The following is a 13,766-nucleotide window of genomic DNA, read 5'->3' on the forward strand; positions in this document are numbered from 1 at the left end:
TATAGGGATTGAGGACTTTTGTTTTAGACAATTGGGCAGGGTTTAGGAACGCTTCGTGTTTAACAGAAATAAAAGGAGTTAGAAAACCATTTCAGTAGATATTCAACAAGAGAGGCTAGATATGATTAGAAGAAAAACCCTCTGATATTTGCTTGATCATAGCTATTCCACCATTAAAAGCACGTTGGCATTCTCTGGGAAATTGTAACTGTTTATATTCTGCTTTGTCGCTTTCTGAAAATACTTCTACTTTATAATTGTTATAATTATCAAACTGATAGGTGTTATAGGCATAATATGCCTGCGGCTTTGAGAAAACTCTTTCTATAAAGCTCTCTATATGTGAAATTCTCATGTCATATTGAAACTGTTTCATGATTTCCTGGGTGACATTCATCGTATAAATCATGGCAGTTGACATATGCTTTGGTGCTATTGTTTTATAGCCTGTTTCGTATGTTACATAGGGGAAAAGCAATCTTTCTAAAAAGCAGCGCATTTGTCCTGTTATATCCCCGAAATAAATGGGAGACCCCAATACAATTCCATCAGCTGTGGATATACGGTCAATTATTTTTTGTAAATCGTCCGGAATAATACATGTCCCATAGGTGTTGCTCTGGGTTCGTTTACAGGCAAAACAACTTTTGCATCCTGTATAATTCAATTCGTATAAGTTAATAATTTCAGTTTCAACATCAGGTCTTACAGATTTAGCTCCCTTTAGAAATTCTTCACATAAGGTTGCTGTATTTCCTTTTTTGCGTGGACTTCCGTTAATGGCAATAATTTTCATAACAATACCTCCAAATATATTGATTAGTAGATGCAGTTACTATATCATTTAGGAAAGGATAATGTAAGTACGCACATTTTTCTTCCCTAAACTATTCAAAAATGGAGGGTATATGAAACAGGTAGAATATGCTTCTGAATTCGGTAAAAAAAATATATATGGTGGGAAGTGTCCGATTTTATACGCACTAGACATCATTGGACAGAAATGGAAACTTCCAGTATTATGGCATCTAATGGAGGATGAGAAACTTCACTACAATGAACTGAAAAGAAAGGTTGGGGGAATTACTAATACAATGCTGACCAAAAGTCTAAGAGAATTAGAGATGGCCAGACTGGTATTACGGTGTTCTTATGATACTGTACCACCATCTGTTGATTATAGATTGACAGATAGAGGAAGAGCATTAATTCCCGCTTTAAATGGACTGTACAATTGGGGTAAAGAGCAGATGGAAATAAATAAGCAATGCTAGTGTGTGTGCATCTTGTTACCAAGAGAATCCTAATTGCTAGTTATTAATATCTAGATCAATGAAATAGAGATATTCAATTTGGGGTCCTTCCAGCTGTATTGGTGTTATACATCGAGGTTGACTGTTATACATATGTTAGCTTTATTATAATAATATGCCATAAGCATACAAGGGCACGATAGGCAAGGAAATAGAGCAACGAGCGTGATGATATACATAAATATATGTTTATAAAATGCAACACTACTATACCTATGTTACTAAACAGAAAAGGTTAGAACGATTGGAGAGAATAATAAAAGATGATACGATTTGAATGTGATTATACAGAAGGCGCGCATGAGCGCATCTTGAAACGATTAGTGGAAACCAATGAAGAGCAGACACCTGGCTATGGTTTAGATGAACACTCTGAAAAAGCCAGAGCTTATATTAGAAAAGCGTGCCAGAATGAGCATGCTGATGTGCATTTTTTAGTTGGCGGAACACAGACCAATACGACGATCATCTCTTCCATTCTGCGTCCGCATCAAGGTGCAGTGGCGGCTACTACCGGACATATCGCGGTGCATGAAACCGGTGCGATTGAAGCGACTGGTCATAAGGTACTTACTTTACCGAGTGATGATGGCAAACTTGAGGCAGGACAGGTAGAAAAATTATATAACGCGCACTGGAATGATGACAGCCATGAACATATGGTGCAGCCCGGCCTAGTTTATATTTCTCACCCGACTGAGAATGGCACCATATATCGAAAAGCTGAATTAGAGGCATTAAGTAAAGTCTGCCGGGAGTGCGGTTTGCCGTTGGTAATCGATGGAGCCAGGTTAGGATATGGTCTGGCGGCACCAGATAGTGATTTATCTTTGGCTGATATTGCAAGGCTGTGTGATGTGTTTTATATTGGGGGCACAAAGGTGGGAGCCTTGTTTGGAGAAGCTGTAGTAATTTTAAACGATGCGTTAAAAAAAGATTTCCGCTATCATATCAAGCAAAATGGTGGAATGATGGCCAAGGGGAGACTATTGGGAATTCAGTTTGAAACGTTATTTGAAGATGGCCTATACTATGAAATCTCAAAACATGCTGTCGATGTGGCGCTGCTGATTCGGGATGCCTTTGCTGAGAAAGGATTTTCTTTTCGTTATGCTTCTACGACAAATCAGCAATTTCCAATTTTGCCTGAGACTGCGCTGAGAAACTTGAGTGAAAAGTATTCGTATTCTTTCTGGGAAACGGTTGATGCAGCACACAGTGCTGTAAGGTTTTGTACCAGTTGGGCAACAAAAGAAGAAAATGTTGCAATGTTGATAAAGGATATTAAGGCGTTATAGCTCAACATTGACTTTCTTTATTATGTGAAATACAATTTACCTAACAACTGGTTGTTATGGAGGGTAAATGGTGAGTGATAAAACTAGAGATAAAATAAAAAAAAATGCTCTTACTCTATTTGCTAATAATGGTTATGATGCAACAAGTATGGAGAAAATTGCGACTGGAGTGGGAATAAAAAAGTCATCGTTATATGCATTTATTACTAGTAAAGAAGCGCTATTCTGGGAAATTTATGAGGATCTTGAGAGCCAATACCATAATTATATGGAGAAATCATTGGCGGAATCAGAGAGCATGTTACCAACGGAGAGACTTTATTATCTTTTTAAGCAATATCTAATTGGCACTCGGAATGAAGAGCCGGCAGCGAGGACTTTTTGGATTCGTGTAATGTTTTTTCCTCCAGTCATTCTAAAGGATAAAGTGTTAACAAGGGCGTTAAAGCATGAAATGGGACTTGGTGAGAGGTACACGAAAATAATTAAGGAGGGAATTCAGCAAGGATTAATTTGCAAAGAAGCACCGGAAGAAATTTTATTGTCTTATTATAGTCTAAGACAAGGGCTCTATTCATTGATGAATGTGTTCATGACTGATCTGACTGAAGAGCAAAAGCTTGATAAAATTGATAAGGTGTGGCGGAATTATTGGCAAGGAATAAAAGGAAGACAGTGTTAAGGATTCCAGTGATTACTGGAATCCTTAATTTTTTATTTAATTTTTCCCTCTTAACCAATAACATATTTGCTATATATTGCAACATCGATTTGTTTCTTGACTTTTCTCATAATACAGGGTAGTATTTACCTAACGAACGGTCGTTAAATATATAAAATAAGCATTTTCTCTAAATGCCAGGAGGAAACTATGAGTAAACGAATTGAAAGCAAAGTATCCATAACTGCACTAGGAACTTGCCTTATGCGAGCTACCTCTTATTATGAGAAAGATCCATGCTACAAGAGTGAGGATTTCATCGCTTCGATGATTATACCATCGTACCTTAATGCCATGGCCAAGTATCATATTTCGCGAAGCGTTTTAAAAAAAGCTCTATTTAAAGTCCCAGGTATATATGAGTATATCATTTCACGGACTAGATTTATTGACGAAATATTCAACAGCCTTGCCGAGAATGTTGATCAGGTGCTGATTTTTGGAGCGGGATTTGATTCCCGAGCCATGCGGTTTAGAAATCAATTAAAGAACGCGAGAGTTTTTGAGCTTGACGCTCAGGTGACCCAGCAGGCTAAAATCAATAGATTTGTGAAAAGAAAGATTGATTTTCCAATGAATTTAAAATTTATTTCCATTGATTTTACTAAAGAATCGTTGGTCGAAAAATTAGATAAAGCCGGGTTTGAAAAAAATGGTAGGTGTCTTTTCCTTCTGGAGGGCTTAACGTATTATCTCGATCAAGAATCAATTGATAATACGTTAAATCTCATAAGCGACTATTCTTCGAAAGACAGTGTACTTGTTTTTGATTATGCGTCTGCTTCGATCGTCAGACAAGAAGAAATTAACGGTGATACTAAGATAAAAAAGCATTACCAAACCCTTGTTAAAGCGGGTGAGAGACCTGGCTTTATGATTGAGGGGGAGATACAGGATTTTTTAGCAAAGTATAAATTTGGATTAATTGAGGAAGTAGATTCGGCGCAACTGGCGGAAAAATATTTTTGCAAAGAGGATTTTGCAACGGCAGCCCAAAAGTTTAGGATCGTAAAGGCAATAAAGAAAGTCTGACTAGAAGCGAAGAGTGAGAAAAAAACTAAATGTGCTGCGAAATGAGGAAAGTGTAGCTTGTTGCTAATGGTAAGCAATTTGAAAGCACTGGTTCGGCAGAACCAGTGCTTTCAAATTGCTTTTTGGTATTAATCGAAGGTATATTGCTCCATATCGTTAGGGATTAGTAAGTTTTCAGGCGAAACATTATTTGCGTTAGCATATTCTCGCAAAAACGCACGTGAAACTGTTGCGTGATCAAATGAATCCATATGTGTTGCAATTACCGTACTTTTAGGAGCAGAATGGCATAAATTAATTGTTTGTGTAAGGGGAGAACACCCTAAATCTACCAACGGGTTAAGTGATTTACCAGCCCATGATGGCATTGTATGCTTTGCAGAAAAACAAGGATCAATGATAAAATTCCTTCTTGCATATCTAAATCGTAGCGTCGCACCTCGTATTAATTGAATTCGCATAATACAAGCCACTCCTCATAATTTTATCAAACAAGTGATCGCCAATCGCCGTATTCCATATATCGAATGGTTTTGTTTTCTGTTACTTCTCCATGAAGTTTATTAACTATATGAAGGGATAAATCAATACCAGCAGATATTCCTCCCGCAGTCATAATCTTTCCGTTGTCTACATATCTTTTGTTCTGGTTAATAATTGTGTTGGGAGCTATCTCACCTAAGTGATTAGTAACTTCATGGTGTGTAGTAACTTCAAGATAGTCGAGAAGACCTAGCACACCAAGGATTCTAGCACCCGAGCATACTGACATAGTAATTCTTGAGTTTTCGTATATTTTTGTTATCCAGTCAAGAACTTCTCGTTTATTTATTTCTTCTCTGGTTCCCACTCCACCGGGGATTACAAGAATATCAATCGGAGGGTGAGTATCAAAGCTAAAATCAGGTACCACCCTTAAGCCATTTATAGATTTTATTTCGGTTCCATCACTAGATATCGTAAAGACCTTAAAGAGTTGGTAATTATTTAGTTCGGATGTTACGGAAAAAACCTCGTACGGTCCGGCAAAATCGAGAAGTTCGATATCGTTGAACAAAAAAATACCTACATTATTCATCAGAGTGACTCCTCCCTTATGTTAAAACCCATTAAATGCTTAATTTTACAGCAGTTTACTGGCGTAGTCAGCATCTCGAGTAACTTAAAAGCCACATCCAAGGCTGTTGCCGGAGAAGAAGAGGTTATAATATTTGCGTCGATTACTATAGGTTGATTTACTAATATAACCCCAAAATCGGCCAGCTGTTTTTGACGTAATCCATTATTCAAATGATATGTAGTACCTGTTCGGCCCTGCAATACTCCACTTTTGGCAACTGGCAGAGCTCCAACGCATATGGAGGCGATGATTTTGCCTGCGTAGTTAAATTTCTGGATAATAGAAAGAAAATCTTCGTTGAAAGCATCGGTGTAAAAGCCAGCAGACTCAAATCCGCCGGGAATTGCTAGTGCGTCAAACATATTTACGTCAACATACTGGAGCTGCATTTCAGGAGTCACAGTAAAATTCCAGGTACTTTTCAATTCTTTGTGCATACCACAGGTTATTGTAGTAGTGCAACCGTCTCCCTCCAGTTTATTCCAGCCCAGTACATCAGTAAAAACGCTAGCTTCATAGGCTTCGAAGCCGTTGGACAGAAAAAGCAACACTTTCTTTATTTTCATCAGTTTAGCACCACCCAAATTTTGTATGGAATGTTCTTAGAATTCATCATATCATAGAAGTACTAAATAATAAAATTGAATAAATAGAACATAATGTTCGATAATAATGAATTGAAGAAATGATCTATGGAGTTTTGTGCTCTAAGGGGTTCTGGTGATTCTGATTCACGCATTAAATAGACATTAGGCAAAGTATTGACTAATGTCTGATAGTTAGTTCAACCCCCAAAAAATTAAGTGTGTAAGTTCTTTCGAACTTACACACTTAATTTTACTGATTCAATTCTTCTTTCTCGTGCAGTCTAAAATGCACACTAAATTTGCTACCTTCTGAACTCGTCCGCACGTGAATAGTCCCATGGTGACTATCGGCAATCCGGTAACATACAGGTAGGCCTATCCCTGTACCATATTCTTTCGTGGTCACAAAGGGTGTTCCTAATTTCTCCAAAATATCTACCGGTATCCCTGGCCCTTGATCTTGCACTGCGAGAACTACATGGTCGTTACTCATATAAGTCTGAATGGTTACTGTACCTCCCCGAGGCGAAGCCTCTAAACCGTTGCGCACTAAATTTAACAACAATTGACGTATTTGTTTTTCGTCAAGACATAAATCAGCTATAGTTCTTAATTCTAACCTAAGATATTTTTCGTTACTAGTGGCTTCGACCTGTAAGAGTGGTGATATTGCCTCAATAATCTGGTTTAGGTTTCCGGTCTTAAAATCAACAAAACCGTGCTTACTTAGCGAAAGATATTCTGTAATGATTTGATTTGCACGGTCAAGTTCGCTTACCATCATAAGAAACTGTTCCCGATATTTGGTGAAGTCAGCTTTGCCACCGATATGCTGCAAGTAGCCCCGTATTACCGTCAATGGATTTCGGACCTCGTGCGCAATATTAGCAGCCATTTGCCCGACTACATTCAATCTGTCAAATCGCGAAAACTCATCTTCCATTTTCTTGCGTTCGCTAACGTCCCTGATAATCCCCTCGATTGCCACTATAGCTCCAGAATTGTCAACTACCGCAACACATTTTTGCTCAACCCAGATTTTGTTTCCATCTCGACTAACTAGTCTATATTCTGAAGAAGCTATTCCCCAACGTGACAAATCTGTTACTTGAGACTCAATAGTTGTTTGGTTAACTATGGCAAAGAACAACGTCGGCTCCTTATACAACTCGTTAGGATTATAGCCTGCAAGTGGCAATATAGCCGGGCTAATATATTCCATCCTGTATTCAGGCTTAATGCGGTACAAGAATATTACATCGGCGGCATTCTCTGCCAACAGGCGAAACTGAAGTTCCTTTTCTTCTAGTGCTTTCCTTGACTGTTGCTGCTCTTGGGCAGCAGCAGCAAGTTCATTCACCATGTGAGTAAAACTACGGGAAAGTATCCCGAATTCATCAGTTCGATTGGAAGGAGCAACATCTGGGAATCCCCCGCCGGCCACCGTTTGAGCATAAGTGGCTAGCCGGGTAAGAGGCCGGGAAATATCATTTGCCAGCCAGAGTAACAAGCCGCAAACAACAACAATAGACAACCCGAAGGCAAGCCAAATAGGTAATAGTACATGCTGTACTGCTGATACTACTTCTGCTTCATCAATGAGACATAACACTTTCCACCCTGTTTGTGGGTGGACATCAATATAAACCAGCTTGTCTATTCCCTCAATAGTAAGATGCCTAATTTGCCCATGCGCAGTAGCCAGGTCGTCTAATCCAAATAAATTAACGTTATCCGGCGTTTTTAAAAGCCACGCGGGATATTTAGGGCTAACGATGATTTTATTGTTTTCGTTAAGTAACATGACATGGCCGGTGTGCCCGATTTGCTTAGCATTAAGTTCATTCGCTAACGTATCTAAACTCCAACCCCAGACAATAACGCCTGTCGGCTTCTCTAACGGACCCACTGTATGGGATATGGGCAGTACCATTCTATTACCAAGCTGCATATATGGATCAGACACTACCGGCTTTCCAGGAGTAGCCATCGCGGCCGTATACCATGGCCGCACCCGCGGATCATAGCGATCAGTCATTGGGACATAGGTATAAGGGAGGTAACCTCCCACCTCAGTGGCAATAGCCACACCTAAAACATCTTTATGGGTTTCAAGGAATAAAAAGAAATGCTGTAATTCCTGGTCAGTCATTTTTCCAGGCATATGGTCATAAACGTCCCCGCCTAACCTTTGCATCAGCACTTCGGTACGCTCATCCCTCGCCAGCATGGCGGCAACTGCCTTAGCAGAAGCTACGATTTGCTCATTTATTTTATCCTGAACATGAGCAGCATGCTCCTGGGCTAGTTTATCAAAATCATCACGTATCCATTTCTCTACTGTGTGCGTGACATAAATTCCACAAACACTATACGTGATTGTACAAGCCAAGCACGCCCAAAACAGTAATCGTTTTTTGATTGTATTAAAAAACTTCATCAAAAATCACATCCAAAACGTAATCGTGACGACCTAGCTAATACACAGAAGAAAGTTCTCTATAGCCTGGATATATTCTTTATTCTCTAATGACTGACACACCTCCTGCTAAATTAGTTTTTTCTGTAATTTTTTTACTATTATTCAACTTTTTTGAATACATTGGTCAGAAAATCGCCGATGGTGTCGCGTAACTGTTCCGGAGCTATTACCTTATCCAACAGTCCCTGCTCAAGCAACTGTTGTACGTTTTCTCCTGTTTCCGGTGTGTTCGTCTGTTGATCAAGGTTAATTCGCTGCAAAGTTTCCTTACTATAGACACCGATGCTTGCTGCTGGAAAAGCTAGGAATACATCGGTATCGAAACCTGGTCCACACATAGCGTACAGTCCGCCAGTGAAGGCTTTACGCGTCACAATACACATCTTTTTGACTGTTATTTTGGCTAATACCGAAAACAGCGCCGCTCCGGCACTGATAATACCGCTCTGTTCCGCTTCTACTCCAATCATAAACCCTGGAACATCGGCTAAAAACAGTAACGGTATGCCGAAAGTATTACACATTAAAATAAAACGACTAATTTTTCGGCAGGACCTGACAAATAATATTCCTCCACTATTTGCGGAATTACTTGCGACGATTCCCAGTGTCAATCCCTTTACTCTTGCTAAGCCGGTTATCACTTCACGTGCATAATCTTCTCTAAGTTCCAGCAAAGAAGCGGCGTCAATGAAACTATCGATAAGCTCATGCATGTCAAATGGTGTACCCAAACCAACCATAGTTTTGGCCATCGCTATGTTGCCTGTCGGTAGACAACAGTCCCCCTTTGGTATACAATCGCCCTGCCGTAATGGCAAATACGAAAGATAGCGTCGTGCCCAATCAATAGCTTGTTTCTCATTCTCAACAACCTTATCCACAGTTCCAGTGAATATACTATGAATATCAGCCCCACCGATTTCGGAAAACGAAACTTCTTCCCCCACCATCTGTTGCACAACTTCCGGCCGTCCCATACACAATCCGGCAGACTTTGTCATTACTGCTGCATTACTTAAAGCAACAGGAAAAGCCTGTGCCGACGCCACTTTTCCCAATAACACAGATACAGTAGGTACAATTTCGGCTAATCTTGCCAGTAAGCAATATACTCTTCCCATGCCACGGCGGTCGGTAAGTAAACGTAGATAATCAGGGCTAAGAGGTGTGCTGCCGCTATTTCTTGGTAGTTCAGGAGTATCATGAATAAAAAGTAAAGGTTTTTTTTCAGCTAAGACACGCTCTAAAAAAACGACTATTTTTGATATGGTGTCAAAAACTGCATCAGGCTGAAAATATGAGGACTGAAACGCTACTATGAAAACCGGCCTGCCATATATCCTACCGGTTCCGACTACAGCCATAGTTCCTGTTTCCGTAATAATCTCCGAAAAACTATTATTGTCCACTAATTTTCCTATACGTTGTTGTGTTGTATTCACTTTCCTCATCCTTTCTCTAGGTAAAACTCTTTTACATGGTTACCGCCTAGCATAAAAAGTAATATAATCAACTAAATCCCGCCCCAGTTCTGAGGCTATTTCTAGTTTTCTATAATTAATATCTCTATTATTGGGCTGTTGTAAGACTAGCCAGTTATGACCTCTCGTGCCAGGCAACATCCCAGCGAAAAAATACCCTAGTTGTTCAAACTGAATGCACATTATCGGCGAACCAGAATCTGCGAGATTCAAATAAAGGTATGCCGTTTCTACTTGTCCATTAATATCCGAAAGTTTCTTAACTGCTGTAGCTACAATCTCGGCGTTGCAATCCGTAAAAAAAACATGCGCAGCCCCATATGGATCGACAGTCAAACGAAAGATATTTTTCGCAGCAGGCAACTTTGTCGAAGACGTTTTGAGCGTGAAACGCAGCCCTAAACTCCGATAAATTCGCTTAATAATTTGGGCATGATGTTGTGGAACATATAAATTTATGTCTGTGTTAAGATAGAAAAACCGAAACGAATACAAGAGGTTTTCCCTCTGATTGCTGGCAGAGCGTAATCGTTGGAATTCCATGTTCGGCAGACGACTGAGAAATAGTGCCGTATCACTAAATCTCATTTTATGCGCCGCTTTCTGCGAATAAGGATGTGCACATACTGACCCGACAAAAGCCCCTGCTAACTGTTTTTCAGTCGCAGCTTCTACTAAGGCCTCGGCGAACATATTTAAAAGACCGCTGCCACGGTATTCCGGCAGCACAAATGCATTTCCAAATTCAGTAACCATAGGGTTATAAGTGTTCAATTCCAAAGCGGCATGTCCAATTACCCGGTTATTATGGTCTATTGCAACATATGAGACCATATTCCCATCCCGGTTTAAGACTTTTATGCGCTCGGAATCGTACATATCTCTGTTGGGATAAGAAAAGCCATAGCAATTGTGTACACAACGGCATACATCTGCAGCCTCTTCCGGCCGCATGGTACGGATCAGGGCTAACGGCGTTGACTTTTCACCATGCACGTTAGTATTGTTCTGTCGCTGTAAACTAACTTTTCCTTGGGCATTATTCATAATTTAGCCTCCTAACTAGTAATAAAAAAGACATAACTCTCGTTGCGAGAATTATGTCACCTGGATAAATAACTACCTAACTGCAATAGCCATCCCCCCTCTTTAGATGAATCACCCAATTACAAAAAAATTGAATGTATTCCAATTTATTTCAATAAAATTATCGTAGATCCTACCCGCTATTTCATTACTTCGACAAAAAAAATAAACCACCGCAGCCGCAGTGTATTATTGCAGGAAAAAGAAATAAATTATAGAAGTAGAGCCGTAGCTAATCTTTTGATAGCTACGGCTCTACTTTAATTGAAGATGATTAGTGAACTCTGAATTTGAATGTTAAAGTTTACATGGAGGCTATATGAAACTAACCGTTTTAGTCGATAACAATACAATAATTGATAGATATTTTTTGGGAGAACCAGGAGTATCGTATTTTATAGAATGTGAAGGGAAGAAATATTTGTTTGACACAGGATACTCAGATGTATTTTTAAAAAACGCAAACAAAATGGGTATAGACCTTTTAACGTTAGATGCAATAATTGTTTCACACGGTCATAATGACCACACCTGGGGAATAGGTGAGTTAGTTCGGTTATATACAGAAGCCACATTTGAAGGGCGTAATTTAAAAATACCCACTATAATCGCACATCCCGATGCTTTTTTAGAAAAAAGAGAAAATGGGCTTACAATAGGCTCAATGCTTTCTGAGAGCCAACTAAAAAATACTTTTCCATTGAATCTTAGTAGGAAACCGGTTATGTTGTCGGACAAACTTATGTTCCTGGGTGAAATTGAAAGGAAGAATTCATTTGAAGCCATAAATCCAATAGGCGAAACGCTAAAGTATGGTAAATGGAAAGAAGACTTTGTACTTGACGATTCTGCTTTAGTGTATAAGTCTGATGTAGGTTTAGTAATAATTACAGGATGTTCGCATTCGGGAATTTGCAATATTGTTGAATATGCGAAAAAAGCGTGTAATGAAGATAAAATATGTGATATTATTGGCGGATTCCATCTTCTTACCCCAAGCCATGACCAATTAACTCATACAAGTGAATACATAACAAGGAATCAGATTAGTTCTATTCATGCATGTCATTGTACGGATACATATTCGAAAATTAGATTAGCCCAGGTAGCTGATCTTAAGGATGTTGGTGTAGGATTAGTAGTTGAATATTAAGGCATAAGAATTGCCGTAGAATGAAGGTGACTATAATGTGCCTTACTTGCCAAATTATAAATGAAGGAATAATACCACCAGGAGGTATTGTTTATAAAGATGATTTGATCATTCTGCATCATTGTTTAGATATAAATATAGCGGGATATTTTATCCTCTCTCCAATAAGACATCTCGAAAGTATAGAACAATTAAATCAAAATGAACTTTTTCAATTGGCTCAAATCTCTAAAAGAATAACTGAATTTCTGATTTGTGAATCGGATATTGAAAGGGTTTACATACTTAGCTTGGGTGAAGAAACCAGTCATTTTCATTTCCATCTGTTTCCTAGATATAATTGGATGTTGAAGTTTCCTGATGAAAATATTCGTATAAATAGGAAAATAGATGGAGCCAAATTATTTAGCTTTATACGAAACAGATACAAGACTGATAAACAGGAACAGCACGAGTCTAAAATTCTTTCTATGACAACTCATATTAGAGAAAAAATCATGACAAGTAGTGAATAATTAAAATAATAGAGGGTATCTATATGGTGTGTTACTTATTATGAGTCCTAAAGTTAGAAAGTCATTGACAGTCTTTTCTATTTGTTTTATAGTTGTTATAATAATAACAACTATAGGGAGAATCATGGAACAGCTATTGATTGAAATACAAAAAATTGGTTTTTCTCAATATGAATCTAAGGCATATATCTCACTTTTACAGCATTCACCTGTCACTGGATATGAACTTAGCAAGCGTTCTGGAGTTCCACGGTCGATGATTTATGAAGTGATAAATAAATTAAATGACAGGGGAGCTATTTATATCATTCCTTCTGATCCTATCAAATACTCTCCTGTACCTGCTCAAAAATTTCTAGCGAGGATACGTAAAAATATCGATGATACTTTGAATTTTTTGGATACATCACTAAAAGATTTGGAACAAGTTAGAGAAGTGGACGTTGTTTCACATATCAACGGTTACCAACTCGTTATGGATGAAATGCTAAGTATTATTGACGGAGCAACAAGTGAATTATGGTTATCTGTTTGGAATCCGCAGGCTTCATTATTAGTACGAAATGTGCAAGAAGCGGAAAACCGCGATGTGAAAGTATTATCGATGGTTTTTGGGGATAAAAGTTGTCGCTTAGGGGCTACGTTTCACCATGACTATATGACGGCAGATGTTGTAAAAGAGCGTATTGGCGGCAAGTTAACTACTTTGGCTCGTGATAAAGAGGAAGCGATTATTGCTAATTTTGTGAATGGTGAAGCTTCATGGGCTGTAAAAACACAAGATCCGGCATTAGTATTAATTGCTACTGAATTTATTCGCCACGATATTATGATCGAAGCAATTACTCGTCATTTTGGTCCAGCAAAATTAGATGAATTGTGGCGGAATAATCCGGTTTTACGTTATGTTGTTGAGGGTAAGCAGTCCGATTAACTGGGACTGCTTACTTTAAAACTTGTCTATAGTAGTTGTTA

14 protein-coding genes are annotated in these 13,766 nt (G+C 38.7%); 7 read left to right on the forward strand and 7 right to left on the reverse strand.

Annotated elements, in window-relative coordinates; all coding sequences use genetic code 11:
• Nucleotides 1-115: 115 nt before the first annotated feature.
• Nucleotides 116-796, reverse strand: coding sequence for a flavodoxin family protein (locus tag ACZ449_RS28105; RefSeq protein ID WP_464259302.1), 681 nt, complete (start codon nucleotides 794-796; stop codon nucleotides 116-118).
• A 112-nt stretch (nucleotides 797-908) separates the two neighbouring features.
• Between ACZ449_RS28105 and ACZ449_RS28110 the strand changes: the two genes are divergently transcribed.
• The 4 genes from ACZ449_RS28110 to ACZ449_RS28125 all read left to right on the forward strand — a co-directional run bounded on the left by ACZ449_RS28110 (nucleotide 909) and on the right by ACZ449_RS28125 (nucleotide 4,364).
• Nucleotides 909-1,274: a winged helix-turn-helix transcriptional regulator gene (locus tag ACZ449_RS28110; RefSeq protein ID WP_464259303.1), complete on the forward strand. Its 366-nt coding sequence runs from the start codon at nucleotides 909-911 to the stop codon at nucleotides 1,272-1,274.
• 302 nt (nucleotides 1,275-1,576) lie between these two features.
• A complete protein-coding gene (locus ACZ449_RS28115) occupies nucleotides 1,577-2,611 on the forward strand; it encodes a threonine aldolase family protein (RefSeq protein WP_464259304.1) in 1,035 nt (344 codons plus the stop codon).
• 67 nt (nucleotides 2,612-2,678) lie between these two features.
• On the forward strand, nucleotides 2,679-3,293 hold the full coding sequence (locus tag ACZ449_RS28120) for a TetR/AcrR family transcriptional regulator (protein ID WP_464259305.1): 615 nt from the start codon (nucleotides 2,679-2,681) through the stop codon (nucleotides 3,291-3,293).
• A 189-nt stretch (nucleotides 3,294-3,482) separates the two neighbouring features.
• On the forward strand, nucleotides 3,483-4,364 hold the full coding sequence (locus ACZ449_RS28125) for a class I SAM-dependent methyltransferase (RefSeq protein ID WP_464259306.1): 882 nt from the start codon (nucleotides 3,483-3,485) through the stop codon (nucleotides 4,362-4,364).
• A 128-nt stretch (nucleotides 4,365-4,492) separates the two neighbouring features.
• Here ACZ449_RS28125 and ACZ449_RS28130 read toward each other — a convergent pair whose 3' ends face one another.
• The 6 genes from ACZ449_RS28130 to ACZ449_RS28155 all read right to left on the reverse strand — a co-directional run bounded on the left by ACZ449_RS28130 (nucleotide 4,493) and on the right by ACZ449_RS28155 (nucleotide 11,084).
• Nucleotides 4,493-4,825 (reverse strand): hypothetical protein, encoded by a 333-nt coding sequence (locus ACZ449_RS28130; RefSeq protein WP_464259307.1) that lies wholly within the window; start codon nucleotides 4,823-4,825, stop codon nucleotides 4,493-4,495.
• Nucleotides 4,826-4,851: 26 nt separating this feature from the next.
• Nucleotides 4,852-5,442 (reverse strand): DJ-1/PfpI family protein, encoded by a 591-nt coding sequence (locus tag ACZ449_RS28135; RefSeq protein ID WP_464259308.1) that lies wholly within the window; start codon nucleotides 5,440-5,442, stop codon nucleotides 4,852-4,854.
• Entirely contained in the window at nucleotides 5,442-6,050 is a 609-nt protein-coding gene (locus ACZ449_RS28140; RefSeq protein ID WP_464259309.1) for a DJ-1/PfpI family protein, read from the reverse strand. The genes ACZ449_RS28135 and ACZ449_RS28140 overlap by 1 nt, the downstream gene beginning before the upstream one ends.
• 271 nt (nucleotides 6,051-6,321) lie before the next feature.
• A complete protein-coding gene (locus ACZ449_RS28145) occupies nucleotides 6,322-8,511 on the reverse strand; it encodes an ATP-binding protein (RefSeq protein ID WP_464259310.1) in 2,190 nt (729 codons plus the stop codon).
• A 140-nt stretch (nucleotides 8,512-8,651) separates the two neighbouring features.
• Entirely contained in the window at nucleotides 8,652-9,998 is a 1,347-nt protein-coding gene (locus tag ACZ449_RS28150) for a carboxyl transferase domain-containing protein (RefSeq protein WP_464259311.1), read from the reverse strand.
• A 39-nt stretch (nucleotides 9,999-10,037) separates the two neighbouring features.
• Entirely contained in the window at nucleotides 10,038-11,084 is a 1,047-nt protein-coding gene (locus ACZ449_RS28155) for a GNAT family N-acetyltransferase (RefSeq protein ID WP_464259312.1), read from the reverse strand.
• A gap of 358 nt (nucleotides 11,085-11,442) precedes the next feature.
• Between ACZ449_RS28155 and ACZ449_RS28160 the strand changes: the two genes are divergently transcribed.
• From ACZ449_RS28160 to ACZ449_RS28170, 3 genes are all read left to right on the forward strand, one after another.
• Complete coding sequence (locus tag ACZ449_RS28160) at nucleotides 11,443-12,276, forward strand: MBL fold metallo-hydrolase (RefSeq protein ID WP_464259313.1); 834 nt, start codon at nucleotides 11,443-11,445, stop codon at nucleotides 12,274-12,276.
• Between the two features lie 35 nt (nucleotides 12,277-12,311).
• A complete protein-coding gene (locus ACZ449_RS28165; protein ID WP_464259314.1) occupies nucleotides 12,312-12,791 on the forward strand; it encodes an HIT family protein in 480 nt (159 codons plus the stop codon).
• 124 nt (nucleotides 12,792-12,915) lie between these two features.
• The gene (locus tag ACZ449_RS28170) at nucleotides 12,916-13,725 is read left to right on the forward strand and encodes a TrmB family transcriptional regulator (RefSeq protein WP_464259315.1); all 810 of its coding nucleotides are present in this window, start codon (nucleotides 12,916-12,918) and stop codon (nucleotides 13,723-13,725) included.
• The last annotated feature ends 41 nt before the right edge of the window (nucleotides 13,726-13,766 follow it).

The organism is Desulfosporomusa polytropa, assembly GCF_055380075.1.